Below are 26,673 nucleotides of genomic sequence, written 5' to 3'. Positions count from 1 at the left end.
ATGGTCAGGGTAGTACCTATTTGAGAAGAGGGTCAGTGTAAAAATTTAAATGTTATCGTTATTGTATAGTGTATGCAATTTTTGCAGCATATTTGAAACTACCTGAGACAACCTATAAAACAATCGTTTTAACCATCACCTGACTAACCTCGGTTGAACAGTTCTTTAAATTTGTAAAAAAATCGCTCAATGAGCATTAGGTCTTCGGTAATTATGTCAGCAGTTCCTACCATTTCCTGATGGAATTGAACTGTTTTGTCATAAGATGTTATTAATTTATCAGGTAACGAAATGTCAAGAAGTATGTAACCTTCCTTATCCGGAGTGTTAGAAATATTTGCGACTTTTCCCTTAAGGACGCCATACTCCTGATCTGGATAATTACGCAACTTTATATTAACCTGCTGGCCTACCTTTATTTTTCCGGATTTAACTGCCGTCGCTTTGGCTTTTCCGATATATTGCGACTTGCCATCTGGAACAATATTAAATACATTATCACCCGTATTTACAGTTTGATTTTCATTCCAAAAATTAAGGTATGAAACCTGGCCATTTATAGAGGATTTGAAAATATATTTTAATTCCCACTCATTTAATGCCCTCAATAATTGGTTAAAGGACTGGACGGAATTTTTTAATAGTGTGATATTATCTGATGTTTCTTTTATATATGTTGTGTGAATAGTCCTGTCAAGGTCATTCAATGAAGACCTCAATTGAGAAATTGATGAAGTAATACTTTTTAAATTTCGCTCCAACTGTAAATACTCCATATTTTTAAGGTCCCACTCTTGTGCAGATATCACACCCTTATCGAATAGTTTCTGATACCTTGATAAATCCTTCTTCTTTAGGTCGAGTTCGTTACCGCTAATGATCTTTTGTTGATTTAATAGTTCTAGCCTATCGTGCAACTCTGCATATTCAATTTTTTGAGCACCGGTCTCTACTTTATGGGGCTTTAGGTTAAGGTATAGAATATAGGAGATATAGTCTTTTTCGAATAATGAATAGGAACTTTCCAGCTCTCCGAGGCTCGCATACGTTGCATCACTGCTTGCGAATTGGAGGCTGGGTTTTTTAAAATCAATGCTTTCAAGCGTTTGTTTTAGCCTGAATACATCTTCGTAATTCGCAGAATTTTCAAGTACCGCGATGACGGTACCTTTGGTTACAAAAGCGTTATTATTTATAAAAATTTTCTGGAACTTTCCTGAAGTTTTCGCAATAAGCTTTTCCGGTGGATTGCTAGTTGTTATTACTACATCCGAGGTTATAATTTCCGGATATTTTATAATAAAGGAAAATAAAAGTACCATCGACAGAATTAAGGTGATGATTAAATTTCCCCACTTAATATACCAACGGGGCATTGCCGTTAAAATATCCTGTACTTCCTCACTGCGAAGATTAAAATTTTCAACTTTTAAATTCATTATGATGCGAGTTGTAGTTGATTTTTAACCAAATTGTAATAATAACCTTTCTGTGTAATCAGATCCGTATGAGATCCCTGCTCTACAACCTTTCCTTTTTCAAGAACTACGATCTGGTCGGCATTCATTACCGTACTTAACCTGTGTGCTATCACTACGACCGTTTTCTGTTTAAAAAAGATATTCAGTTTTTCCATGATTTCTTTTTCATTGTTAGCATCAAGCGCAGATGTCGCCTCATCAAAAAATAAAATTTTAGGATCTTTGTAGACCGCCCTGGCAATAAATACACGTTGCTTTTGGCCTGTACTCATACCTACACCTTCTGTGCCCAGCATGGTATTATATGATCCCGGCAACGTTTCAACAAAATTATTGATATTTGCAACGTTTGCAGCGTAATACAAACGTTCTACATCGAACGTTTCAATACCCAAGGCTATATTATTTGCAATTGTGTCATTAAATATAAAACCCTCCTGTAAAACAGCCCCTATATGATGTCTCCACGCCTTTTGAGATATATAGTTCAACGAAGTGTTACCAACTTCAATAGTACCTGATGTTGGTGCGTAAAACTTCATCATTAATTTCATTAATGTTGTTTTTCCACTACCGCTGCTTCCCACGATAGCTGTAACCTTTTGGTGAGGTATCTCAAGATTCAGATCTTTTATTACCTCAAAGTTACTACCGGGATAACGGAAAGAGATATCTTTAAATCGGATACTGGAATTTGTGGGTACTGCTTCGATAGTTCCCTCATCGGCGGCGGACTCGTCTTTCTTAGTGTAAATTTCGGAGAGACGTAAAAGTGATATTTTGGCATCCTGGATTTCTCGTATGAAACCGATTAGCTGAAGTATCGGGGCGTTCAGGCTACCGACTAGTCCACTGATCGCAACCATCATACCAAAGGTCAGTTGCCCTTCGATTACTAATTTGGCCGCGAAAAATGTGATGATAATATTTTTAAGCTCATTAATAAAATTAGAGCCTATATTCTGTGTCTGCTCCAAAGCAAGGCCTTTCATAGACACCTTGAAAAGGGACGCCTGTATGTATTCCCATCCCCAGCGCTTTTGTTGCTCAGCATTATGGAGCTTGATATCCTGCATACCGTTGGTCAATTCAATAATCTTATCCTTTTCTTTTTTCTGTTCAGCAAAACGCTCATTATCCAATTTTTTCCTCCGTTTAAGAAATAAAAATATCCACAGAAAAAATAGTATGCTTCCAAATAGATAGATCAGGAATATTTGATAATTGAATATCAAGAGCACTGTACCGCTTATCAGTAAATTAAGAATAGAGAAAAAGACAGTTAAAGAGGAATTTGTCAGCACGCGTTGCACTCTATTATAGTCATTAATTTTCTGTAGTACATCTCCCGTGATCCGTACATCAAAATACCCTATCGGCATGTTCATTAACTTAATAAAAAAGTCAGAAATCATTGAGATGTTGATCCTGGTCGATAAATTAAGGAGCATCCAGCTTCTTATAAATTCTAAAGATGTCCGGCCAATAAAAAGAAACAACTGTGCAATCAATATTAAGTATACAAAGTGCATATTTTGGTTTTGCACACCAACATCGACAATACTTTGCGTCAGAAATGGTGCTATTAGCTGCAAAAGGCTCGCAGCCATTAGCCCTACTATAAGCTGGGCGATGAACTTTCGATACGGCTTTATGTATCTTAATAAAAAGGTAAAGTCTAACTCTTTGTTATGCTGCTCGGCAGCCATATAGAATTTAGGGGTAGTTTCAAGGATGAGCACTATCCCTTCCAGAGTAGCAGCCGAATTTCCTGCACCCCAATTCTTAATAAATCCCTGCTCGTCATACTTTTGCAGGCCGATTGCAGGGTCAGCAATGAAATAAATCTTTTTGTTACCTGCTTTTTTCTGTTCTATTTTATACAGCACCACGTAATGGTTACTGTTCCAATGTAAAATGCAGGGTAATTGAATTTCTTTCAGCTTATCCAAATCCAGTCTTATCCCCAAAGACCTAAATCCTAAATTCTCGGCAGCCTTGGCGAGGTTCTGCAAGCTGCTTCCAAGCCGATTGGTTTCGCTAAAATTTCTTAAGTTTTGAATATTTAAAGTCTTCCCGTAATATTTAGCAACAATCTTTAAACATGTCGGGCCACAATCTTTTGCTTCAAGCTGACGATAGAAGGGGAATTTTTTCATTAAGCTTATAACTCTGTTTTAAACCAGGATACAATCGTATCTATTAATTTATCGAAATGCTCACGGAGGCTATGGTCGCCTCCGGGAAAAATAACCATTTCAGATTTGATTTTTCTTTTTTTAGACTCTGCGTATAATTCTTTGCTGTTTTCAAGTGGTACAGCCTGGTCGCTATCTCCATGAACATAAAGGATACTCCCCTTTTTGTTCTTTATGGAGTCAAGCTGAAAAACAGGCGATATCCTGTTTGTAAATTTTATTGAATCCAGTGCGTAGTTGGGAATCCTGTTCCTGTAAACAGTAAACATTATTTTTCTTTTGGTTTTCAGCAAGTTGGATGGCCCTGCAATATTAACGGTAGTCTTAATACGCTTGGAGCGTTTCAAAAGCTGAAAATTGGTAATTCCTCCCCGGCTCCACCCTATTTGGGCAACCCTGGAAGTATCAGCAGTTTGTATGTTATCAGCAATATTAAGTAATGATTCAACATCGTCAATGTCCCTGCCGCCGAATTCGTCTTCTCCCTCACTTCCTTCTGACCCCCTCAGTTGTGACCCTACTATGATATATCCTTTGGACGAAAGATTCGCTAAAAATCTGAAAAGAAAAGGCTCGCTAACCATACCGTAACTACCATTGCCTCCTCTGTTGTAAATAACTACAGGATATTTATGAGTACTATCTTTAGGTGTAATCACAAATCCCTTTATTTTCAGGTTATCGACGGAAGTATAGGTAAGGTCATAAACATTAACCAGGCCAAGGTGCTTTAATATCTCCTTCTTTTGCGGATAGTCCTCTAATGTTTTGTTAGGTGCGATAGTGTAGCCGGACTGGCAATACGAATGCATCGAGAACAGTGCGGCTATTAGGTACATCAGTTTGCTATTTATCGCATAAGCTCCTTTATCTGCTTTTTGGTATATTTTTTTGGAAAATCTTCGTACCATCTTAGTAATGTTGTTTCACCTAAAAGGTCGTATATAATTGAGTATTGTTCTTCAATATTGGTAAAATAATCGTCCATGCTTTCCTGGAAATTAGCCTTCCAATTTTCTTTTTCGGCTTTTGTAGTGGGCTGGTGATGAATATAAAAACCAAATTTGTCCATACAATAGTGTTGGTAATCTTTTGTGAAAAGTACGAAATTATGCCACATTTCGTCTATTATCAGTAAAGAATCGTCAATAACTACTACAAATCTTTTTTCTGCTATAGCTGATCGGTAACACAGCCAAAGCCATTTTTTAGTTTCTTCGAATAGAATTTCTGCCTCTTGTTCATCAACTTCGAAAAGAGTCATAAATCGCGATATCACATCTTCATTGCTGTAGTCCAGCGCTTGCTCTAATGTACAATCTTTCATAATCTTTAAAGTAGATAGGTTTCCCTTTCCGGAAAGGGAAACCTAAAATTAGTTTTTAGTCTATGGTTTTTTAATTCCTGAGTCTAAACCTTTACAGCTTGGCATAGACATACACTGGCTAAGGCATGCTTTAGGGCATGGACCAATGCACGCGTCAGGACCACAACCGATAGGTTCTCCCGAACAACCCGGTACGCAGCCAATCTTGCCTCCATAAACGTTTGCTAATTCTTCTTTTCTCTTTGCTAACAGACTCTCTATCGTCTGTTTCTTTTGAATGTTTGATGTCATAATAATAAAAATTAATTGGTTGAATCCGCATTACGTGCACTTAATCGGACGGTTTCAAAAGTAGAATTTTCTGATTAATATTTTATTAAAATCATTGATTTAACAAAAAATTAACTATAAAAATTATCTATATATAATTAATAAAGTATTAAATTAAATAATTAGTATTACTTTAAATTAAGTCTTCAGAATAAACCCACTGCACTACAATCTTAAGTTGGGCTTGTAATATGATAGTCGTGTAAGAATAGTAATGGGTCGGGAGTCAAGAATGTGCCGATCGGGGGAGCTGGGCAAATTACAGAATTTGAAGTACTGATAGAAGGACATAAATAATAATTATTTTACTCTCTAATAGTTTTTCAAACATTACATATATTATGTAGGTAAAGATACCTTTATCATTACTTTTAATACAGGTTATAAAGTGGGTAAGTAGTAATATCCGCTTTAGGTTATAACTAATACGTGTGGAAGGGGCTGTCACAACAGAGTGTCAGCCCCTTTTTTCTTTTTGAGTCGCAGGTACACAAAGTCAGAAATATTTTCACAAACTTAGACGGTGAAGTTTCTCTTTTGGATCAAAGATAAGTTTACGACACATTAAATGATTTAAACAAAACAGTAACTTTTCAAGTTGCTGTTTTGTTTAAACTTGTAAAATAGTTTACGCGTACCCATTTCAACTCTTGCTTAGGCGTCATAACCCTTACTTCGTAATTAAGATGCCCTTTATTTTAAGCATTTTTATGGGCCTCGCTTGCAATACTAAAGTCTTCAGGATGGATATGCGTTGAGAGCTCCGTTTGTGTATATTGGCTTTGCTCGATGCCCAAAATCTCCATAAATCGTTTTGATGCCTTAAGGGTTCCGTCGACCTCCCGTGTTTCAAATGCACCCAAATTCGCTGATTCCACCGCAAAGCGCAGGCGCTCCTCCGCCTCAATGGTCTGCTGGCGTGAGAGGTTCAGGTCGGTAACTTCAGCAGCAGTATTCATTACCGCGAAAAGGTTCCCCTGATCATCATAAACGGGTGTGAAATTATAATTGAAATAATGCGGTTTTAAAACACCCTCCTTCACAATATCAACCCTGGTATCTTTTGCCTCAAAGGGGATTCCAGTGGTAATAACGCCCCTAAGCTGACCAAATATTTCCTGGTTCCCTAATTCCGGCAAGATCTCCGTGTACCGCTTTCCAACCACATCTTCACCCTCGCCGTACGTATCGCGCATACATTTGTTGGCCAGGATGATTTCAAGCTCGTAGCCCGCATAGACACTAATTGGAAAGGGAGCTGTTTCAATTACGTTCCTGAGGATATTTTCCGTAAGCAACTGTTTGGTTTCAATAGCTAATAGATAAGGTTTAAACAAAAATAGTTCCGCTAAGCGCTATATACTACTAATGAAGCGTTAAAGATTAGAATTCTATGTGCCAAAATAGCACATTGCGAATACGACTAATCCGCTTAATAGTAATGTTATTCAAAGGTCATTGCCCTTAATTTGTTTCTGTAGGCTTCAAGGGCATCGGTTTTCGATATAAATCCATAATAAGCACCGTCCTTTATAACGGGAAGGTACGCCTTTGCACCCTGTTCAAATTTATGCATAACTGTCTCCATGCTGTCGTACTGGTATACAATTTCAGTGGGCAGGCTCATAAGACTTCCGACATGGGAGTTGTGGTCACTGAATATTAATTCCCGGACATCATTGAAATAGATGGTACCCAGTAACACGCCACCATCAACCACAGCAAATATTACCTGGTCGGAATATTTGATCATTTTACGTAACTTTTCTATACTATCGCCTGGTTGTAGTGTCACGTAATCGGTATGGATGATGTTGTCAATATTGAGGGTCCACAAAATATTGGTGTCTTTGTTGCTTGTAAACACATTCCCTTTCTTTACCAGCCCTTTTACGTCAAGGGAGTGCTTGTCAAAACGTTTCGATATAGCAAAGCTTATGGAAGCTACGATCATCAGTGGTATTATAAGGTCGTAACCCCCTGTAATTTCTGCAATAAGGAAAATAGCCGTTAGCGGTGCGTGGAATAATCCGCTTAAGATTCCTGCCATGCCCACCATAGCAAAATTGCTGACCGGCAGGTCCGTAAGGCCGGTAAGATTCAAAAATTTGGAAAAGAAATATCCGGCATACGAACCAAGGAAAAGTGATGGTGCAAAGTTGCCTCCGTTACCGCCGCTTCCCAATGTTACCCCAGAAGCAAAAGCCTTAAGCATCATGGATGAACCTACAAAAACCAGCAGTACCCATTCATTATTGCTATATCCCGAAAACAGTGTGTTCTCCAACAACTCACCCGGATTTTTATCTGCAAGTGTCTTAATGCTCTCGTATCCTTCTCCAAAAAGCGTAGGGAATATAAAGATCATTAAACCCAGCATCAGCGATCCAATGAGTGCCCTTTTATATACGCCAAATTTAAGCCCTGCAAAAAAGTGTTCTGTCTTAAGAAAATTTCTTGAATAATATACCGATATCAACCCGGTAAACATCCCGAGAAAAAGATAAAATGGAATATTGTAGTAGTCAAATATTTCTTTCTGCCTAAAGGAAAGTAACACATCTTCGTTTAAAACAATTGTGGAAACCAATGTACCTGTTGCCGCCGCAATCATAATTGGTGTGAATGCTGAAATCGTTACATCCACCAGCAACACTTCTATGGCGAAGAGAACACCCGCAATGGGGGCGTTAAACGCTGCCGCTACACCGGCTGCCACACCGCAACCGATCAATAACGTACGCTCTTTATAACTCAGCCGGAATTGCTGGGCATAATTCGAGCCGAATGCTGCGCCCGTTACCACAATGGGGCTTTCCAGCCCCGCCGATCCTCCCAGGCCAACCGTAAGCGAACTGGTGATGATCTGGGCATACATTTGCTTTTTAGGGACAATGCTTGACTTACGCGCTACAGCGTAGAGGATCTGTGAGGTACCCTTTTCAATTTTGCCACCAAGCACTTTTTTTACAACCAGCACGGTGAGCAGGATCCCTATTACAGGGAGGATGCTGTTTATAAAGCTCAGCTTTAATATCCCGTTGATGTAAGTTGCAAAGGAGTACACGGAATGGGCGAATGCTTTTAAAAGTATCACGGCAAAAGCAGCCGTGATTCCCACCAGGACACTGGATAAAAAAATGAACTGTTTTGGCGTTAGCCTTTTCCTGCCCCACAATAGCAGGGATTCCAGTTGTAATAATTTCTTTTTTAGAATTTTCACGGTATAGGTGTATATGTCTGATAGATTACTTAATGATGCCTCCGAGCGCTTTATAAAGCTGTACCTGGGATTTTGCGTTCTCCAGCTCGATATCCACATAATCAAGCTCAGCCTGGAGTTTGTTTTTCTGGGCACTGATGATCTCGAGGTAATTGGCATACCCGCTAAGGTAAAGGTCATTGGCCACATTAACTGCAATTTCCAGGTGGTCGATCTCCTCGTTTTTGTACTCCAGTACTTCCTCAAAGGCTTCCGTCCGGTGCAGTAGCGCACTCAGTTCATTAAAAGAAGTGGTTACCGCATTTTGATAGTTGTAAAAAGCTATTTGCTGCTCTTTATTTGCTGCGAAGAATTGCTGCTTTATCTGCCCCCTGTTAAACACCGGAGCCGTAAGGCCTCCCAAGAGCTGCCATGCGAGTGACCCGGTATCAAAAAAAGTAGGGATCGAAAAAGAGTTCAGCCCTCCATACCCGCCGAGGATAAGCTTAGGGAAGAACGCTGCCCGGGCTGCCTTAGTACCCGCATGTGTCGCCTCCATCCGGTAATAGGCTTCACGTACATCCGGCCGGTTGTGGATAACAGAATCGACGGCTATCTTTTGGTTCAGCACCTCAAGGTGGCCGGACATAAATCCGCTGCTGCGTTCAATTGTCCCGCCATACTCGCCAATAAGGGTCAGCAATGCTTTCTCGGTCTGGTCGATGCTCAGGGCGATCTGCCGTTCCTGAGCCAATATGTTGTTGTTCTGCGCTTCAAATTGCTGTACGGCAAGCTCTGTTGCCTTACCCACCGACCGCTGTGCTGCGATGATATCCAGGGCACGCTGCTGGGTTTTCAGGTTTTCCCTGTAAATAGCATCCTGCCTGTCCAGGGCTACCAGCTTGTAGTAGAGGTTGGCGATGTCCGTAAGCAGCCGGGCCTGCAGGAGCTTGATCCCTTGCTGCGAAGCGAGGTAGCGGTGCAGTGCTGCCCGCTTTTTATTACTAAGCCTCCCCCAAAGGTCGGCTTCCCAGGATACCCTGCCGCCTAAAAAATAATTAGGGGTAACATCGGTAGCAATGCGCTGGTCGTCACTAATGTTCTGTGAAAAGTTGGTATCATAGTTACCCACGCCCTCCATGGTATATTTACTGTAGTGGGTGCCTGAGCCTTCAGCTACCAGGGCCAGTGAGGGAAGCAGGGCCAGTTTCGCCACTTTCAGCTGTGAATTGGCAATCAGGATGCGCTCCTGCATGACAAGGTAATCCGGGTTCTGTAGTAGCGCCTTGTCTAGCAGGTTTTGTAATTGCCGGTCCTTGAAATAGGTTGCTGCAGCAACACCTTTAAATTCACCGTTACGCTTTAGGGAATCATTTTTCCTGTTGAATTGTTCCGGTAATTCCTTTGCAGGCTGTAGCTGCGTAGCTTTAGGCGCCGAACAGGCAGCCAGCAGCCCGAATGCTAAGAGCGCGGCAGCCTGTTTTTTATATTTTTTAATGGTATATATATAAGATGGTTTCTTCATTTTCCTGATTTATTTATTCATGGCGTTTTGCATTTTGGCGAACACGATATACAGCCCCGGGATGATAATAAGCCCGAACAGCGTACCGATGAACATCCCCCCGGCAGCAGCAGTACCGATGGAGCGGTTACCTACCGCACCGGCACCCGATGCAATACAAAGGGGTATTAAGCCCGCAATAAAAGCAAAAGAGGTCATCAGTATGGGCCTGAAGCGTAAGCGGGCACCCTCAATAGCCGATTCAATAACCGCAAAGCCCTCTTTGTTTCGCGCGATGGCAAATTCTACAATAAGTATGGCATTCTTTGCGAGCAGGCCGATAAGCATTACAAGGGCCACCTGTGCATAAATGTTATTGTCAAGCCCCACGGCAAGCAAAGCCAGATACGAGCCAAATATTCCTACCGGCAAGCAAAGCAACACCGGGAATGGCAACAGTAAACTCTCATACTGTGCAGCAAGCAACAGGTAAACGAAGAGTATGCAGACACCAAAAATGTATATGGTCTGATTACCGGATAAAATCTCCTCACGGGTCATACCGCTCCATTCCACCTCAAATCCCCGGGGCAGTTTTTCCGAAGCGATACGCTCGACGGCAGCAATAGCATCACCCGAGCTGTAACCCTCGGCAGATTCCCCGTTTATCATGGCGCTCATGTACATATTGTAGCGCGTGAGCACTTCGGGTCCATACACCCGTTCCAGCCTGATAAAGGTAGAGAACGGTACCATTTCGCCGGTGTCATTTTTCAGGTACATATCCATAATGCTCTCGGGGTCGCGCCTGAACTGCGGGCTGGCCTGTACCATGACCTTATACATTTGCGAAAAACGGATAAAGTTTGTGGCATAGAAAGACCCCAGCATGGTTTGCAGGGTAGACATTGCATTTTCTACCGATACCCCTTTTTTAGCGGCCATGTCGTAGTCGATATGGATAAGATATTGTGGGAATGTGGCGTCGAAGCTGGTAAAGCTTTTTTGCACCTCTGGTGAGGCGTTCAGTTCCCGTATAAAATTTTTAGTCACCTCATCCGTATTAGCAATGCTGCCTCCCGACTTGTCGAGCAGGCGCATTTCAAAACCACTGGTATTACCAAAGCCGGGCACCGTTGGCGGCGCAAACACCTCGATTTGCGCATCGGATATCCCATTGGTCTTTTCAGAGAGCAGGGCGATGAACTCCGGTACCGATATACTTCGCTCGCTCCAGTCTTTCAAATTCACCATACCCATTCCGTAGGAAGCCCCGGCAATCTCGGTAACGATACTGTATCCTGCCAGTGTCGTCACATTATCCACACCCTCTAACCGCTGGGCAATAGCAGTAACTTCGTCAAGCACTTTTTCGGTACGCTCAACCGTCGCCCCCTGAGGTGTGGTCACGCTGATATAGACCATGCCCTGGTCTTCAGAAGGTATAAAGCCGGAAGGCAATACCGATGCCGTGCCCCAGGTAAGCAAGCAAAAGAGTACCAAAAGCCCCATGGTTACAATTTTCCTTCCGGCAAACCTAGAAAGGACACTTACATATTTTGAGGTGATACGCTCAAACCAGTTATTAAAACCGGCAAAGAAACGCTCCAACAGCGATGTTTTCTTTTTATCAGGGTTGTGCGGCTTTAGCAGTATGGCACATAGTGCGGGGGTCAGCGTCAGGGCGTTGATCCCTGAAATCACGATACTGATGGCTAATGTTAAAGAGAACTGCCTGTAGAATACCCCGACCGGACCGCTCAGGAAGGCTACCGGGATAAATACCGCAGCCATAACGATTGTAATGGCTATTACCGCCCCGGTAATTTCTTTCATGGCGCTGATGGTGGCTTCCATGGGGGACAGGTGTTCTTCCGATATTTTTACATGGACCGCTTCTACCACCACGATGGCATTATCTACTACTATACCTATGGATAGCACCAGTGCGAACAGGGTAAGCAGGTTGATGGAAAAGCCCAGCATCGACATAAAGGTAAACGAACCAATAAGAGCCACAGGCACGGCAAGCACAGGGATTAGGGTAGAGCGCCAGTCCTGAAGGAAAATAAAAACCACAAAGGCCACTAATATAAAAGCCTCTATCAGTGTATGGAGAACTTCATCTATTGAAGCATCAAGGAAGCGGGATACATCGTACGCAATATTGTATTGCATTCCCGGCGGGAAGGATGTTTTCTTTAGTTCGACCATCTTTGCCTTAATGCTTGCGATCACATCGGAGGCGTTGGAGCCGGGACGCTGTTTGATCATTATCGAAGCGGAGGGTTTGCCATCGGTCTTGGACACCATTCCGTAACTCATGGCGCCAAACTCGATGTGGGCAATGTCTTTAAGCTTTAGTACCGTACCGTCGGCATTGGCCCGTACCGGTATCTGCTCATATTGTTCCGGTTCAAAAAACTTCCCTCCGTATTTTATCACATATTGCAGTTCATTAGTTACCTGGCCGGATCCTTCACCTACTTTACCCGGTGCGGCGGATATGTTCTGTTTTTGAAGCGCGGCAATGACCTCATTTGCCGAAACCGTATAGGACAGCATTTTTTGCGGATCGAGCCATACGCGCATCGAATATTCTTTCTGCCCCATGATCTCGGCGCGGCCCACACCGTCAATACGCTTAAGCTCCTGAAGGATGTTGATATCGGTAAAATTGAAGATAAATTGTTCGTCCTGAACCTTATCGTCGCTGGTCACATTAAGGTACATCAGCATGCTGTTTACCTCTTTTTCGGTGGTCACACCGGCACGGATCACCTCCTCAGGCAGTTCATCCAAAATCGTGGTCACGCGGTTCTGCACGTTTACGGCGGCAAGGTCGGGATCCACGCCCACTTCGAAGAATACCTGAATTAAGGTTAACCCATCGTTAGAGGTAACGGTAGACATATAGGTCATGCCAGGGACCCCGTTAATAGCCCTTTCGAGCGGGAGCGCCACTGCATTTGCCGATACTTCGGCATTAGCCCCTGTGTATTTTGCAGTTACCGTTACCGACGGGGGTACGATATCAGGGAACTGTGTAATCGGCATTCCGGTAAGCGCCATAACCCCAAGGAGCACGAGCATTACCGAGATGACCAAAGACAATATTTTTCTTTTGATAAATAATGCTATCATCGTGTTTTCTCTTTCTAAATTTATAATTGCAACGCCTTATGTACGGTCGTTGCTGTTCTTGATGTTTACCTTATCACCATCCTTAAGGGACTGTGTGCCTTCCATAACAATCACATCATTGCGTTTAAGCCCTTTTGATACGATGTAAAGCCCGTCGAGGGTGCCACCCAAAACGATATTGGTCATTGTAACGGTATTATCTTTAGAAAGAAGGAAAACAAATTGTTTGTCCTGTATGGAGAAAACAGCCTTTTGGGGTATCAGCACTACTTCCTTCCTGGGGTCTGAGATCGTCAGCTTGCCGGAAGTGCCGTGTTTGATGAACCCATCAGGGTTATGAAATTTAGCCTTGTATTGTATTGAGCCCGTTTGGCGGTCGATATCGCCATCGGCAGTCCTGAGTTCGCCTTTCTCGGGGTATTCCATCCCACCGGGCAATATGAGCCGGATGTCAGGCTGGCCGCCAAGGCTCTTTTCCTTGATCATCTGGAAATAGATATTCTCAGGAATGGAGAAATAGGCATATACGTCATCTAGCTGTGAAATGTTGGTGAGCAATGCACCATTAGCAACAAGGCTGCCTTCTTTATAGGGCAGGCGGTCTACCGTCCCGTCGAACGGTGCGGTAATGTTGGTAAAGCCTATTTGCTGGCTTATGGCTTTCTTCTCGGCCATGGCGTGGGCAAGCTTTGCACTCGCCGCATCGTGGCGGGCTTTTGCAAGTTCCACCTCTTTATCGGCAATTACTTTTTTATCAAAAAGCGTTTGTGCCTGTTCGAGTTCCACGGCAGCAATGTGCTGGTCGGCCACCATGTTCTTGTAAACGGCATCGGCTTTAAGCAACTGGATCTGGAGTTCGGCATCACCAATTTTAAAAAGTGGCTGGCCTTTTTTGACTTTTTGCCCTTCACGGACAAATACTTTTTCCAGTAAACCTGCAACACGCGCATGTATCTCGACATTATTCTTCGCCTGTATGTCTGCCACGAAGCGGTTGGAGACCAGGGTGTCTTTCTGAATGACCGTGTATACAGGTACGGTTTTTATACTTGCTTTTCTTCTTTTAGCTTTATCGCCGCAGGAGAGTAGCAACAAAAGGGCTATTGCACAGAGTGATCGGTGAATTATAAGATGTTTCATGGATATATAGTAAGTGATTATGACCCGTGCACATGGTGACGGGTTACCAACAGATAAGGTGTGACGTGTAAAAAAGTATATGGCCTACCTTCAGAAACTATATATAAATCTGCCTATTTATGGCAGGAAGTTATAAAAGTAAAAGGTTGACCTGTCAGCAACTTAGAAAAGCTGGTACAGGTGGAGGTATAAATGCCTCTGGATGTGATATAATATGGTAAGGCCGTGAATTTTAGTATCCTGGAACGACCTGATCGTGATAAATTCGCTGGTATAGGATTCCGGTAAAGTATCGCTGTCCGGTGAGGTGGCTTTCCGTTTCATCCCTTTGCTAACAGTAGATCTTATCTCGGTATCTTTATGGGGCTTACAGTACTGCAGTTTTTGACCGGTAACTTTGAGTAACGACTTAACGTACGGAACCTGGGCCTTGGTAAACGTACGGCCTGTAGTAAATGTCCTAAATATAGGTTCCGCTTTAGCATAGGCATTGCCAAAAAGACAAAGCCAAAGCAGGAGTATAAAATAGAAATATTTAAAACGCTTCATATCGTACGTTTACGTGAAAAAAATAGCTTATGATATTGGGGTTGATGTTAGAATTTCAAATATAGGGCTTTATAGACCTTTTAGGGAAGTTTTTTAACATAAAATAGTATTCTTCAGTTTAAGCATTCCTCGATTTCTAATTCAAAAGCAAATAGATTACGTCATTTTTTTATGTTTTATGATTTTTTAAAAGCCTTTAAAAGCACACCTTGCTTAAATTTTAATTCTTCAAAATTACTACTATGGCTTTTAGAAAATTACCTCAACTGTTCATACTGCTACTATTACTATTAATTATTTCCTGCGCCCACAAAAAGGAAGAAGGCCTCGCCGAACGCGAGAGGGCACTTACATCACGTGAGCAGGAATTTGAGACTAAGGAAGCGGATTATAGACAGCTCGTTAAAATGAGGGACAGTTTGCTAACCCTGAAAGATAAAGAGGTCCAGGCCGATACCCTTATGTGAAAACCTGGCCGGACAGCCTTGGTATGCAGTGGAGCAGCAAAATGATCTCTAGGGAATCGAATTGCAGTAATTACGTTATTGGCGACCAACGCACCTGTTGTGAAATATTGTGTATAATCTCCTGAAACTTTGTATATTCCCTTTTTCTCTTTGTCCTGGCCTTAATTAAGGCAATGATTAATATCAGTAATGCCACGCCAAGTCCTGCGAACAGAAAAGCATGCTGGCGTCCAACCTCCCTTTGCCTCTCTTCAAGCCTGTTTACAAAAACTTCTGCGCTCTCTTTGTTCGCTTTGACGAAGTTTTCCCTTGCGTCCTGGAACAGTTTATCATATTTATTATACTTTTTTGTATCACCTATCTCCATATAATAAATGGCCATATCGCAATACACTTCCTCATTAAGGCTAATATCCCCGGATGAGACAGCAATTGACAATGCTTCATCAAGGTAGTGCTTGGCGTTTTTATATGCCTGATCTTCTAAAAAGGCACGCCCTATCCCTTCATTCATAAATCCCCTAAGTACTGCTGACTCATGTTTTATATGATATAGATGCCAAAGGGCTTTTTTAAAATTTACAATAGCCATTTTTGGGTCCTTGGTATACCCAATTGCCCGAAATTCGTGGCCAACTGATACATGCGTAATTCTTTATTTATGATATATTTTATCTTCTATTTTATATAAAGCAAGTTCCTGATAAACCATCGCCTTGTATTGGTTAACAATATGGATGTCATCTACTTTGCCAATAGCTTCGAGTACCTTTTCTAAATAGGCCTTGCTTTGCTTTTTAAGCCAATTGTCCGGTAATGCGTAGCAATAAATCCATATATCCTTGCTTGCCATTCAAAGAGTTTGTTATCAGAAGCTATTTGCTCTGCGCAAACGCATAATTAATCCCTTCCTCCTTTTTACCTGTTGTTAACTTTAATTCAGAAAGCAGCATTAAGGACTTTACCTTGTGCAGTGGCTCAACAGAGCTTTTGTATAGGGAGTCAGCCATTTTCTTGGCAAGATTAATATCCTTTCCGGCAGTCTTTACAACAGCCTGATATAATACTCCATCGTAAGATTTATTTTGCCCGAAGGTTAAATTAGTCAGTAGCAACAATACATAAAACACAATTTTCTGCTTTGAAAAAAGGTCAATTCCAGTAATTAAATATTTGACAATAGCCATGGTTATTGGTTGGGGGTAGGCAAAGTTACTATAGAAAACATTATAAAAAACAACATTACTTTGCTTTGTTGTTAAATCATTTACACAGGTATATACTTACAAATATTAGGAACTACTATCGATTATCTCTCTAAATGTTAAACGGTTAGTATTTGTTATAGCGTTTTACTTATAGTAGCAAAAATGAACACTTTTTTAACCCTTTTATATTTTATACCAAATAATATAACTGATATCTTTGTTATGATCCTATCGCAAGTATTAGAAATTCTATACTGGAAAATTCTGGTCGATTATCTCAAATTGTGATCTATGGCTCTACGCCCCAATTTCTGATTTTATTAGAAACTTTAATGATCTAAAAAAAGCATGACGGGCAGGATAGCCCTTGTGATGCTCATGATGCCCAGCACTTTTGCATGGGCGCAGCCAGCAGCAGTAAAGTCCCTTCAACGGTACAGGTGGTAGTGGCAAAGACAGGTGGAATACAGGTTTCGGAGGCATTGTTGGTAGTGGCGGCGCAGTAATTATCGTAGATCCCGGAAGCGGTAACTTTACCCTCAATTCTAACGGAGCGACGTTAACATCATGGACATTATCCCAAATATCATCCTATAAGAGCCTTATAATGAGTATCAAAAAGTGATTTAGGAATGATTTAACATATAATAAAATAAAGTTATGGCATATTCAATGTAAACATGTCTGGGTAGGATTTCATTGACATATTTTTTTTTGGAGCAGTTAACTACAGCTTGTTGTGGTTTCCATAGTATTCTACTCTTTAATGGAAATGTTGCGGTACCATACACTATTACCGTGATCCTGTAAAGCGATGTGACCTTTCTTGAAAGTTCCAAAACCTGGCCAGGTTGCAAATTTACTTCCTGCAACGAGTGCTTTAAAGTTATCGTCCCAAAGTAAGGTTTCAACAATTATAACGCCGTTCAAAACGAAAGTAAGTTTTCCATTTCTACAAATAACTTCAGACGTATTCCATTCGCCAACAGGATTAACCGGCTCTGATTTGCTTTGAATTAAATCATACAAATCTCCTGCACGGTGTCTGCTTATTTTTCCATCAGGATGACCCTCGTTGTCTAAAACCTGCATTTCAAGACCTGTTTCATAAGTATTTTTATATTTTATTGGATTGTCGTTCACATAAAAAATGATACCACTATTCGCATTTGGTGCTACTTTCCAGTCCAACTTTAAGTGAAAATTTTCATATTCTGCATCGGTTAATAAATCGCCTCCCTGACCATTTTTAGCGGCTTCGGGATCAAAATGCAGAAGCCCGTCTTCTACTTTCCAGCCCGCACTGGCCGAAGTTTTGCCATATGTATGCCAGCCTGTTGTAGTTTTTCCATCAAAAATAGGCATAAAACCTTGCTGGGCATTTACGGTTTGTAAAAAAGTGTATAGTACGACTGCTGTCATAATTTTTATCATAATTCTTTCTATTAATTTTTTAATTTAAAAGTTTAGGTTTTTCCGGCCTTCTCTAATTGCGTTTTACAAATTGATTTACATCATCCTGCATTGGTTACTTTTTTGACATACTACCTATAGATATCCAGTATCTTGTAGCATATCTATATCATTATGGATGACGTACGATACGTTAATTATTACACACAAATTTTTACAATACTAAACAAAAATGGAATACTATTAATGTTGTTTTTTAAAAATTAAACAAGCATAATGCAATACTGGATAATAAAAAACCGCGAAGAAATGCCATTTTATTTTTTTTTGGAACACTATGGTTGTTAATTTTCCTGGAGACGATGTAGTGGTGTACGATCTTTTGCCATAGGCATATAATAAACTTTTTTAAAGAGATCGTATTTCAAGTTTTATACTTAAATTGCTGTATATGATAAAAAGTCCTGATGTAATTATAATTGGTGGAGGCCTTGCAGGTCTGGCAAGTGCAATTCATTTATCTAAAAAAGGATTAACGGTAACTGTGATGGAAAAGTCCGCTTACCCGCGCCACAAAGTGTGTGGAGAATATATTTCAAACGAAATTCTTCCCTACCTGAAATGGCTCGGCGCAGATATTCCAAAGCTTCAGCCTGCCAATATTACCAATTTTATACTTACAGCCGGCGAAGGTAGAATGGCGAAAGCACAACTTCCCTTAGGAGGCTTCGGCCTTAGCCGTTACGTACTCGAGGAATATCTGTGTCAGATTGCAGTAACAAATGGTTGCACCCTGCTCCAGGAGACTGTCAACACTATTTCTTTTAACAATGAGTTATTTACCGTTACCTCTTCAAACCAGGTTTTATCAGCGAAAATAGTTTTAGGTGCTTACGGCAAGCGATCGAATATTGACCAGGTTTTGTCAAGAGATTTTATACGTAAAACGTCACCCTGGTTAGCCGTTAAAGCACATTATTCAGGTAATTTCCCTGACGATGTTGTGGCATTGCATAACTTTAAAGGCGGCTATTGCGGCGTATCCAAGGTTGAAAATAATATCCTTAATATTTGTTATCTCGCAGATTATTCCACCTTTAAAAAATATAAAAATATCGATGATTACCAGCGTAATGTACTTTATAAAAACAAGTACCTAAAAGCTGTATTTGAAAGCTCTACCATACTCTTTGATAAACCGCTTACTATAAGCCAGATATCATTTGACAGCAAACTACCTGTAGAAAACCATATGCTTATGATTGGTGATACCGCCGGTCTTATACACCCACTTTGCGGCAACGGTATGGCGATGGCATTGCATAGCGCTAAAATCGCTTCAGGACTCGTGTTAGAATATTACTCAGGCAGCATAGCATCACGACAGCTACTCGAAACAAAGTATTCACAGCAATGGAAAAAACATTTTGCCGGGCGTTTATTTATGGGGAGAACCTTAGCCAGGATATTACGTTCTACAACTACCACGACTCTATTGGTTGCTATAACAGCAACACTGCCTGGGCTACTGCCTCTAATAATTAAACAAACGCATGGCAAACCTATCATAATCAATTAAATGCCCATAATTACTAAATACAGGACACAGGACACCGAGATAATGGACGATTTTTCGCTACAGGGTGAAGAACTGCGCGATGCACTTGATAAAATCGCTAACATTAACCAGCTTTTAGGTGGCAACAGCTTAACGCTACACGGTGTAAAGCAGTTATTAAATAAAGGTAAAGGGAGCATTCCTAGAACAGTAACCATTGCAGATATTGGTTGCGGCAACGGCGATATGCTACGCATGCTAGCCCGCTATGGAAAAAAACATTCTGTTAGCTTCAAGCTTATTGGCGTGGATGCTAATGAATTTACAATAAATTACGCAAGGTCGTTATCAGTAGACTATCTAAATATTGAGTATAGATGCCTTGACATTTTTAGCGCCGATTTTACTACCCTTAAATATGACATTGCCATTTGCACCCTCACACTGCACCACTTCACCGACGAGGAAATAGAAAATATAATCATTACATTTAATAATAATGCAGCTGTGGGAGTAGTTATCAACGATTTGCACCGTAGCAAGGCTGCGTATATGCTTTTCAAAGTTATCTGTAGTTTGTTTAAACTTAACAGAATGTCGCGCGAAGATGGGCTGATATCTATATTACGGGGATTTAAGAAGCAGGAATTAATTGACTTTTCTAAAAAACTAAACCTAAAAAAATATACCATAAATTGGAAATGGGCTTTTCGCTACCAATGGATAATAGCTAAACAATGAGTGTAAAAATAATAACCGTTGCAAAGCAACTGCCACAATATTCTCGTACCACAACCGATATACTTCCGCTTCTGGACGGCTGGCTGTCGGGACAGGATGAACGTTTTATAAAAAAAGTAAAGAAGATATTTGAAGGCGCCGCTGTAGATAGACGCTATTCTATAATGGATCCTGCTGAAGTTTTTACAGCCACATCATTTGAAGAGAAAAACGATATTTACAGTCGTGAAGCCGTTATTTTAGGTGAACAGGTACTTGAAAAATCGCTTAGTAAAGCAGGTTGGGACCCCAAAACGCTTGATTACATTATCACCGTTAGCTGCACCGGTATCATGATACCCTCCCTAGACGCTTATCTGATTAATACGATGAAGCTCAGGCAGGATATTGTGCGACTGCCTGTGACGGAAATGGGTTGTGCCGCAGGAATATCGGGTATTATCTATGCTAAAAACTTTTTAAAGGCAAATCCCGGCAAGCGCGCTGCGGTAATAGCAGTAGAATCACCTACGGCAACATTTCAACTCAATGATTTTTCAATGCCAAATATAGTAAGTGCAGCCATTTTTGGAGATGGAGCGGCTTGTTGCCTTCTCTCATCGTATGAAGAAGACTACGGACCTGAAATAGTAGATGAGCAAATGTATCACTTTTATGATGCAGAGCACATGATGGGCTTTAAGCTCACCAATAGCGGTTTACAAATGGTACTGGATATTGAGGTGCCCGATACTATATCAACGCATTTTGGCGATATAATTCACCCTTTCCTCGAAAAAAATAATTTAGATATTGAAGATATAAATCACATGATATTTCACCCGGGAGGAAAAAAAATAGTCGCAACTGTCGAGACACTTTTCTCAGGCTTGGGTAAAAACATTAACGCTACTAAAGAAGTACTTAAGCAATATGGAAATATGTCCAGTGCTACAGTACTCTACGTTCTAGAATGTATTATGGAGAAAAGCCCTCAACCGGGAGAAAAGGGGCTAATGCTTAGTTTTGGCCCGGGATTTTCGGCACAGCGTGTTTTATTACAATGGTAACTACAAAGAAAAATATGAACTTAAACGACATTATAGCACAGCTTCCTTACAGCAAACCGTTCTTATTTGTTGACGAATTACTTCATGCCGACCAAGACGGTGTTACAGGCGCCTATACTTTTAAAGAAGATCTTGATTTTTATAAAGGACATTTCAAAGGTAATCCGGTAACACCGGGTGTAATCTTAACAGAGACTATGGCGCAGATAGGTATGGTTTGCCTGGGTATTTATTTACTGGGTAACGATTTAAAAAAGGATACTGTTGTTGCTTTTACATCCGCAGATATGCAATTCTTAAAACCCGTATACCCTAATGAAAAGGTAACTGTGACATCGAAAAAAACATTTTTTAGGTTTGGCAAGCTAAAGTGTGATGTGGTTATGAAAAATGAAGCAGGAATTGAAGTTTGTAAAGGGGTTGTAGCCGGGATGATAACTACTAAGTTATGAGTAAACGGATTGTTATAACAGGCTTAGGCATTGCTGCTCCAAACGGTGTGGGTATACCTGCTTTTACCAATGCAATAAAAAACGGAATTTCGGGAATACGCCATGACACCCAATTGAAGGAACTAAAGTTTTCCTGCCACATAGCCGGCATGCCGCAAATAACCGACGAGCTTAAATCGCAGTATTTTTCAGATCTCGAGCTGCGCGGCTTTAACAGTACCGGTATATTATATGGCGTTATTGCAGGCATGGAAGCCTGGAAAAATGCAGGGCTGCCTGCGGAAAATAAAAGTGAGCCAGATTGGGAAAGCGGAACTATTTTTGGATCCGGTACCTCTGGTATTGATAAGTTCCGTGAAAGCATTTATAAAATTGATGACATGCAGACCCGAAGGCTGGGAAGCACTGTAGTAGCTCAGACTATGAACAGCGGTATTAGTGCCTACCTTGGTGGAAAACTTGGACTAGGCAATCAGGTAACGACAAATTCATCGGCCTGCGCGACGGGTACTGAGGCCATAATGATGGCGTACGACCGTATACGATCTGGTCATGCAAAACGTATACTGGCAGGAAGCACAGGAGACAGCGGTCCATACATTTGGGCAGGCTTTGACGCTCTTAGGGTATGCAGTTCAAAATATAACGATAACCCCGAACAGGGTTCTCGCCCCATGAGTGCTACAGCAGCTGGGTTCGTTCCCGGTAGTGGCGCAGGAGCTTTGGTTATAGAGGATTTAGAAAGTGCACTACAACGCGGCGCAACCATTTATGCTGAGATCCTTGGAGGTAATGTAAATTCCGGAGGGCAGCGTGGCAATGGGAGTATGACGGCACCCAACAGTGAGGCAGTACAGCGTTGCATTACAGATGCCCTTAAAAATGCGGCTATCTCTGCAGCTGAAGTAGATGCTATAAACGGCCATCTTACCGCTACCACAAAAGATAGCCTCGAAATTGAAAATTGGACAAAGGCTTTAGGTCGAAGCGGACCTAACTTTCCCTACATTAATTCCCTTAAAAGTTTGACAGGCCATTGCTTGAGCGCTGCCGGAAGCATAGAAAGTATTGCGACTGTATTGCAGCTGCATGAAAGTTTTATATTTGGTAACACGAATTGCGAAGACCTGCATCCTGAAATTATAGAGCTAATCGATTCGTCTAAAGTACCTCTAAGAACATTTAATACAGACCTGAATATAATCGCCAAGGCAAGTTTTGGCTTTGGCGATGTAAACGCTTGCATAATATTCAAAAAAATTAAAAATTTAACATGAATAAACAAGAACTCATTGCTAAACTAAAAATAATCGTAAAGCCATACACAACAAATTTTGAGGCCTACGATAATCTTAATGAAAAAACAGACTTTATTAATGACCTTAACATCAACTCCGCTAATCTGGTAGATATCATTCTTGACATTGAAGAAGCCTTTGGCGTGGTGATTGACAATGCTGATATGGAACGTATGCTTGATGTAAAAACATCGGTAGAAATAATAGAAACCAAATTGGCAGCAAAATGATAGGTAATGATGTGGTTGACATCTCTCAATCGCGCCTTGAAAGCAATTGGCAGCGACCTGGTTTTATACAAAAAATTTTTACTGATGATGAGAAGCGATGTATCACAAACACAAATGACCCCGAAATTCTAATATGGTTGCTTTGGAGCATGAAAGAAGCTGCTTATAAAATTTATAACCGGCGAACAGGGAGCAGGCACTACATCCCTAAAAAGTTTGAATGCACAATTTTACATGAAGAAAACACATATTGTACCGGACATGTAAAGTGTTTAGGTACGCTGTATTATACAAGAACAATTATAACACAGGAAAGTTTATATACTATAGCTGTTACCCAGATGGAACATTTAGATTGTGTAATAGAAGTCGAAAAGAAATTGATCCTAAAAAATGCATATGGTATCCCGTATCTGTATGATAACAATACAACTATACACCGTGATGTTTCAGTCAGCAATCACGGTCGATTTGAAAAAGTAGCTACCCTCAAGTTGGATAGTCAATAGTGTCACAGGTTATTTTACCCAGACCATGTATAACTGCTGCTTTCGTAATGAGTTGGTTTTATAATATTATTTTTCAGTTGTCCGCATTATGTAATATATCCTTACAGGAATAGAACAGTGAACCTAAAGCTACAAGAGCAATTAGACCGATTGTTTTACGCTTATTCATAATACATTATTTAATCTGGCGAAATGCCAGGGTGTTAAACTGTTTTCTTGAGATCACAAATCGCAGGCCCATTAATTACCGTTCCATAAGCGGTAAATCTTGAACCGTGCAGTGGGCAATCAAATGATTTCTCGTCGTCTTTCCACTGCAACACACCACCCAGATGAGGACAGATGCCGCTACAGGAATGAACCGTACCATCATCTATAACCAAACTTCGTTGTTTGGACAGCTGTACGCTTATGTGGTAGTTCTTTCCCCTGCTGAAAAGGTATAAGCGGAAATCGCCGGAATTAAAAAAGAACTTAACAAAATTGCAGATATCGGTGAAAGGAATCTTAACTATATAGCACATATCACACTCAGTGATAAGCTTACTGATGATGCTCATTTTGCCGAGACAATTTCAGGTCTGTTGACAGCGACGGGGCCCTTTAAAGTCAAAGCTAAAGGTTGGGATGTCATTGATCATGGCCATAGTGTTACTATATATTTCAAAATTGAAAATCCGGCCCCAATTATTAACCTAATGGCATGAGTAAAGTCGTCATCAAAATCACCTAATATAAGCCTGGCTAAAAAAATCCCACATGAAACTTTCAATAAACTCAAGCCATATATGGAAAATTTAAATTTTTCTGCAGAGTGGATTTGTAATGAGATAAATCTACTTCGAAAGCTTATATCAGAGAAGCATTTAGGATTCAGGGAATCATTTATTATAAACTTATCTTAATAGATAGGTTAAAGCAGCCAAACCATTGTGGGTTATATCGTATTTTCTATCTTCGATTTATCATAGCATAAAGCCGTTGAAGCCCTAATAGATAGCAATGCAATTAATAGAAGATCAAGACCTGTTTTAGATCATCCTTGACTCAGCATCCAACGGAAATCTCCCTTATACAGTCTTTGTATGATCGTAAAGGGAAAGTTGAAGATTTCACTGTATTGCTAATTGGTTATAAAATGCCAAGAAATGAAACCTGATGCCTATCGAAATGTATTCCCTTAGCCACCATCCATACATAGCAATTATCCATTTGCAAATAATTACCGTAATGAACGAGCTATAACTAAAGAAAATCATTAGCAATTTGCGGTCGAAATCATAAGGGAAGTAAAAAATGAGCTTGCCCGCAATAAGCCAGCCACAATTATTGGTGACCAGTGGCTAAAAAGCAAGCAATACGCAAGATATTAGATATAGCTCCCAGTACATTGCGAAATATCAGGGTTAGCGGAAAATACGGTATAAGTAAGTTTGGTTCTTACTAGTCTGGTAAGTCAGATATATAAAAACTGTTTAAGGAGTAGCCAAAAGATAGTCAATGAATGATAGATTATAATAAACAAAGACAGAATAGGTACAAATCTACTGAAATTTTCACATTTGCACCTGTAAAGACTTATGAGGTAATCATTTAAACATCTATTTCAGATTAGTTGCAAATTGGGTGCAAGATTTAATTGCATGCTTGAAAAGATAGGATTTTAAAGGGCCTTTCGAAGCAGGTTCGATTCGGGCGATTCCACACTAAAAAACCCTTAAACACTTTATAATCAAAGAGTTTAAGGGTTTTTCATTTCTAATGTTTTCAAAAAGTTTATCGCCAACCCAGTGCCGGGGCAATATGTTCTAAAATAGCCGACAACACATGTATATTATAGTTAACACCCAAAGTATTAGGTATAGTCAGCAGCACGGTATCCGCTTCTTTAACAGCTTCATCCTGATCCAGTTCTGCAATAAGTTTATCTGGTTCGGCTGCGTAACTCTTGCCGAATATTGCTCTTTGATCACTTTCAATATAACCAAAACTATCTGATCCTCTTCCCTGCTGTCCAAAATAATACCTATCCTGATCGGTAACTAATGCAAAGATAGAGCGGCTTACCGATACCCTTGGTTCGTGCAGATGTCCGGCCTTTTTCCAGGCTTCTTTATATAACCTTATCTGTTCCGCCTGTTGAATGTGGAAAGGCTTGCCATTTTCGTCATATTTCAAGGTAGAGCTTTGCAGGTGCATCCCATTCTCAGCCGCCCATATGGCAGTAGCATTAGATGCTGCTCCCCACCATATACGATTTCTCAAACCTTCAGAATGCGGCTCAAGACGTAATAAACCCGGTGGGTTTGGAAACATGGGGTTTGGGTTTGGTTGTGCAAATCCTTCACCTTTCAGCCTATCCAAAAACTCCAGAGCCTTTTTGCGTCCCATATTTGCATCTGTTTCGCCATCTGCAGGCACATAACCAAAGTGGCGGTAGCCATCGATTACCTGCTCTGGCGATCCTCTGCTTATTCCTAGTTGTAAACGCCCTCCGGAAATCAGGTCGGCAGCGCCGGCATCTTCAACCATGTACAGAGGGTTCTCATACCGCATATCAATCACTCCTGTTCCAATCTCTATCTTTTGCGTTTTAGCACCTATAGCTGAAAGCAAAGGAAAAGGCGATGCCAGCTGCCGCGCAAAATGATGTACACGAAAATATGCGCCGTCCAAACCAATCTCTTCTGCAGCAACAGCCAAATCGATAGACTGAAGCAGCGTATCGCCCGCTGTACGGGTTTGATAGGAAGGATGATCGGACCAATGCCCAAACGATAAAAATCCTATTTTTTTCATAGATAGCTTTAATTGTTACAATAACAAAGTTACGACTCATAACCGAGTGCATCTAAAACATTTCATCAGAAAAT

The 26,673-nt window shown here is 40.9% G+C and carries 21 protein-coding genes and 3 pseudogenes; 8 read left to right on the top strand and 16 right to left on the bottom strand.

The window, feature by feature from the left end; all coding sequences use genetic code 11:
* Nucleotides 1–143: 143 nt before the first annotated feature.
* The 11 genes and pseudogenes from ALW18_17540 to ALW18_17490 all read right to left on the bottom strand — a co-directional run bounded on the left by ALW18_17540 (nt 144) and on the right by ALW18_17490 (nt 14,686).
* Nucleotides 144–1,439: a hemolysin D gene (locus ALW18_17540; GenBank protein AOE54150.1), complete on the bottom strand. Its 1,296-nt coding sequence runs from the start codon at nt 1,437–1,439 to the stop codon at nt 144–146.
* On the bottom strand, nt 1,439–3,640 hold the full coding sequence (locus tag ALW18_17535) for an ABC transporter ATP-binding protein (GenBank protein AOE54149.1): 2,202 nt from the start codon (nt 3,638–3,640) through the stop codon (nt 1,439–1,441). The genes ALW18_17540 and ALW18_17535 overlap by 1 nt, the downstream gene beginning before the upstream one ends.
* 5 nt (nt 3,641–3,645) lie before the next feature.
* Nucleotides 3,646–4,590, bottom strand: coding sequence for a hypothetical protein (locus tag ALW18_17530; GenBank protein AOE54148.1), 945 nt, complete (start codon nt 4,588–4,590; stop codon nt 3,646–3,648).
* Nucleotides 4,545–5,018, bottom strand: a pseudogene (locus ALW18_17525) (hypothetical protein). The gene ALW18_17530 and the pseudogene ALW18_17525 overlap by 46 nt, the downstream one beginning before the upstream one ends.
* A 48-nt stretch (nt 5,019–5,066) precedes the next feature.
* A complete protein-coding gene (locus ALW18_17520; GenBank protein AOE54147.1) occupies nt 5,067–5,297 on the bottom strand; it encodes a hypothetical protein in 231 nt (76 codons plus the stop codon).
* Nucleotides 5,298–6,034: 737 nt separating this feature from the next.
* The gene (locus ALW18_17515) at nt 6,035–6,673 is read right to left on the bottom strand and encodes a hypothetical protein (protein AOE54146.1); all 639 of its coding nucleotides are present in this window, start codon (nt 6,671–6,673) and stop codon (nt 6,035–6,037) included.
* Between the two features lie 107 nt (nt 6,674–6,780).
* Nucleotides 6,781–8,553, bottom strand: coding sequence for a transporter (locus tag ALW18_17510; GenBank protein AOE54471.1), 1,773 nt, complete (start codon nt 8,551–8,553; stop codon nt 6,781–6,783).
* A 31-nt stretch (nt 8,554–8,584) separates the two neighbouring features.
* On the bottom strand, nt 8,585–10,063 hold the full coding sequence (locus tag ALW18_17505) for an RND transporter (GenBank protein ID AOE54145.1): 1,479 nt from the start codon (nt 10,061–10,063) through the stop codon (nt 8,585–8,587).
* A 9-nt stretch (nt 10,064–10,072) separates the two neighbouring features.
* Complete coding sequence (locus ALW18_17500; protein AOE54144.1) at nt 10,073–13,186, bottom strand: multidrug transporter AcrB; 3,114 nt, start codon at nt 13,184–13,186, stop codon at nt 10,073–10,075.
* A gap of 36 nt (nt 13,187–13,222) precedes the next feature.
* A complete protein-coding gene (locus ALW18_17495) occupies nt 13,223–14,332 on the bottom strand; it encodes an RND transporter (GenBank protein ID AOE54143.1) in 1,110 nt (369 codons plus the stop codon).
* 156 nt (nt 14,333–14,488) lie between these two features.
* A pseudogene (locus tag ALW18_17490) lies at nt 14,489–14,686 on the bottom strand (hypothetical protein).
* 431 nt (nt 14,687–15,117) lie between these two features.
* Between ALW18_17490 and ALW18_17485 the strand changes: the two are divergent.
* Nucleotides 15,118–15,437: pseudogene (locus ALW18_17485) on the top strand (hypothetical protein).
* Here ALW18_17485 and ALW18_17480 read toward each other — a convergent pair.
* The 4 genes from ALW18_17480 to ALW18_17465 all read right to left on the bottom strand — a co-directional run bounded on the left by ALW18_17480 (nt 15,413) and on the right by ALW18_17465 (nt 17,984).
* A complete protein-coding gene (locus ALW18_17480) occupies nt 15,413–15,934 on the bottom strand; it encodes a hypothetical protein (GenBank protein AOE54142.1) in 522 nt (173 codons plus the stop codon). The pseudogene ALW18_17485 and the gene ALW18_17480 overlap by 25 nt on opposite strands.
* Before the next feature lie 63 nt (nt 15,935–15,997).
* Nucleotides 15,998–16,195: a hypothetical protein gene (locus tag ALW18_17475; GenBank protein AOE54141.1), complete on the bottom strand. Its 198-nt coding sequence runs from the start codon at nt 16,193–16,195 to the stop codon at nt 15,998–16,000.
* Between the two features lie 22 nt (nt 16,196–16,217).
* Nucleotides 16,218–16,529 (bottom strand): hypothetical protein, encoded by a 312-nt coding sequence (locus tag ALW18_17470; GenBank protein ID AOE54140.1) that lies wholly within the window; start codon nt 16,527–16,529, stop codon nt 16,218–16,220.
* A gap of 777 nt (nt 16,530–17,306) precedes the next feature.
* Complete coding sequence (locus ALW18_17465; protein AOE54139.1) at nt 17,307–17,984, bottom strand: glycosyl hydrolase; 678 nt, start codon at nt 17,982–17,984, stop codon at nt 17,307–17,309.
* 430 nt (nt 17,985–18,414) lie between these two features.
* Between ALW18_17465 and ALW18_17460 the strand changes: the two genes are divergently transcribed.
* The 7 genes from ALW18_17460 to ALW18_17430 are packed head-to-tail and all read left to right on the top strand — an operon-like array spanning nt 18,415 to nt 23,800.
* Nucleotides 18,415–19,542 (top strand): FAD-dependent oxidoreductase, encoded by a 1,128-nt coding sequence (locus ALW18_17460; protein ID AOE54138.1) that lies wholly within the window; start codon nt 18,415–18,417, stop codon nt 19,540–19,542.
* On the top strand, nt 19,543–20,262 hold the full coding sequence (locus ALW18_17455) for a methyltransferase (protein AOE54137.1): 720 nt from the start codon (nt 19,543–19,545) through the stop codon (nt 20,260–20,262). It abuts the gene before it with no gap.
* Nucleotides 20,259–21,311, top strand: coding sequence for a 3-oxoacyl-ACP reductase (locus ALW18_17450; protein ID AOE54136.1), 1,053 nt, complete (start codon nt 20,259–20,261; stop codon nt 21,309–21,311). The genes ALW18_17455 and ALW18_17450 overlap by 4 nt, the downstream gene beginning before the upstream one ends.
* A gap of 14 nt (nt 21,312–21,325) precedes the next feature.
* Entirely contained in the window at nt 21,326–21,763 is a 438-nt protein-coding gene (locus ALW18_17445; protein ID AOE54470.1) for a hydroxymyristoyl-ACP dehydratase, read from the top strand.
* The gene (locus ALW18_17440; protein ID AOE54135.1) at nt 21,760–23,040 is read left to right on the top strand and encodes a beta-ketoacyl-ACP synthase; all 1,281 of its coding nucleotides are present in this window, start codon (nt 21,760–21,762) and stop codon (nt 23,038–23,040) included. The genes ALW18_17445 and ALW18_17440 overlap by 4 nt, the downstream gene beginning before the upstream one ends.
* Nucleotides 23,037–23,291: an acyl carrier protein gene (locus ALW18_17435; GenBank protein AOE54134.1), complete on the top strand. Its 255-nt coding sequence runs from the start codon at nt 23,037–23,039 to the stop codon at nt 23,289–23,291. Before ALW18_17440 ends, ALW18_17435 begins: the two co-directional genes overlap by 4 nt.
* Nucleotides 23,288–23,800, top strand: coding sequence for a phosphopantetheinyl transferase (locus ALW18_17430; protein ID AOE54133.1), 513 nt, complete (start codon nt 23,288–23,290; stop codon nt 23,798–23,800). Before ALW18_17435 ends, ALW18_17430 begins: the two co-directional genes overlap by 4 nt.
* A 1,776-nt stretch (nt 23,801–25,576) precedes the next feature.
* Here the strand turns inward: ALW18_17430 and ALW18_17425 are convergent.
* The gene (locus ALW18_17425) at nt 25,577–26,599 is read right to left on the bottom strand and encodes an alkane 1-monooxygenase (GenBank protein AOE54132.1); all 1,023 of its coding nucleotides are present in this window, start codon (nt 26,597–26,599) and stop codon (nt 25,577–25,579) included.
* Nucleotides 26,600–26,673 lie beyond the last annotated feature (74 nt).

The organism is Flavobacterium psychrophilum, assembly GCA_001708385.1.
Lineage (GTDB): Bacteria > Bacteroidota > Bacteroidia > Flavobacteriales > Flavobacteriaceae > Flavobacterium > Flavobacterium psychrophilum_A.
The sequence above is the reverse complement of the archived record's forward strand: the minus strand, read 5'-3'. Positions and strand labels throughout refer to the sequence as shown.

Bases quoted from the DNA above. Each gene is read 5' to 3' on its own strand.
- ALW18_17540 (AOE54150.1), bottom strand. From the start codon at position 1,439: ATGAATTTAAAAGTTGAAAATTTTAATCTTCGCAGTGAGGAAGTACAG.
- ALW18_17535 (AOE54149.1), bottom strand. From the start codon at position 3,640: ATGAAAAAATTCCCCTTCTATCGTCAGCTTGAAGCAAAAGATTGTGGC.
- ALW18_17530 (AOE54148.1), bottom strand. From the start codon at position 4,590: ATGGTACGAAGATTTTCCAAAAAAATATACCAAAAAGCAGATAAAGGA.
- ALW18_17520 (AOE54147.1), bottom strand. From the start codon at position 5,297: ATGACATCAAACATTCAAAAGAAACAGACGATAGAGAGTCTGTTAGCA.
- ALW18_17505 (AOE54145.1), bottom strand. From the start codon at position 10,063: ATGAAGAAACCATCTTATATATATACCATTAAAAAATATAAAAAACAG.
- ALW18_17500 (AOE54144.1), bottom strand. From the start codon at position 13,186: ATGATAGCATTATTTATCAAAAGAAAAATATTGTCTTTGGTCATCTCG.
- ALW18_17480 (AOE54142.1), bottom strand. From the start codon at position 15,934: ATGGCTATTGTAAATTTTAAAAAAGCCCTTTGGCATCTATATCATATA.
- ALW18_17475 (AOE54141.1), bottom strand. From the start codon at position 16,195: ATGGCAAGCAAGGATATATGGATTTATTGCTACGCATTACCGGACAAT.
- ALW18_17470 (AOE54140.1), bottom strand. From the start codon at position 16,529: ATGGCTATTGTCAAATATTTAATTACTGGAATTGACCTTTTTTCAAAG.
- ALW18_17465 (AOE54139.1), bottom strand. From the start codon at position 17,984: ATGATAAAAATTATGACAGCAGTCGTACTATACACTTTTTTACAAACC.
- ALW18_17460 (AOE54138.1), top strand. From the start codon at position 18,415: ATGATAAAAAGTCCTGATGTAATTATAATTGGTGGAGGCCTTGCAGGT.
- ALW18_17455 (AOE54137.1), top strand. From the start codon at position 19,543: ATGCCCATAATTACTAAATACAGGACACAGGACACCGAGATAATGGAC.
- ALW18_17450 (AOE54136.1), top strand. From the start codon at position 20,259: ATGAGTGTAAAAATAATAACCGTTGCAAAGCAACTGCCACAATATTCT.
- ALW18_17445 (AOE54470.1), top strand. From the start codon at position 21,326: ATGAACTTAAACGACATTATAGCACAGCTTCCTTACAGCAAACCGTTC.
- ALW18_17440 (AOE54135.1), top strand. From the start codon at position 21,760: ATGAGTAAACGGATTGTTATAACAGGCTTAGGCATTGCTGCTCCAAAC.
- ALW18_17435 (AOE54134.1), top strand. From the start codon at position 23,037: ATGAATAAACAAGAACTCATTGCTAAACTAAAAATAATCGTAAAGCCA.
- ALW18_17430 (AOE54133.1), top strand. From the start codon at position 23,288: ATGATAGGTAATGATGTGGTTGACATCTCTCAATCGCGCCTTGAAAGC.
- ALW18_17425 (AOE54132.1), bottom strand. From the start codon at position 26,599: ATGAAAAAAATAGGATTTTTATCGTTTGGGCATTGGTCCGATCATCCT.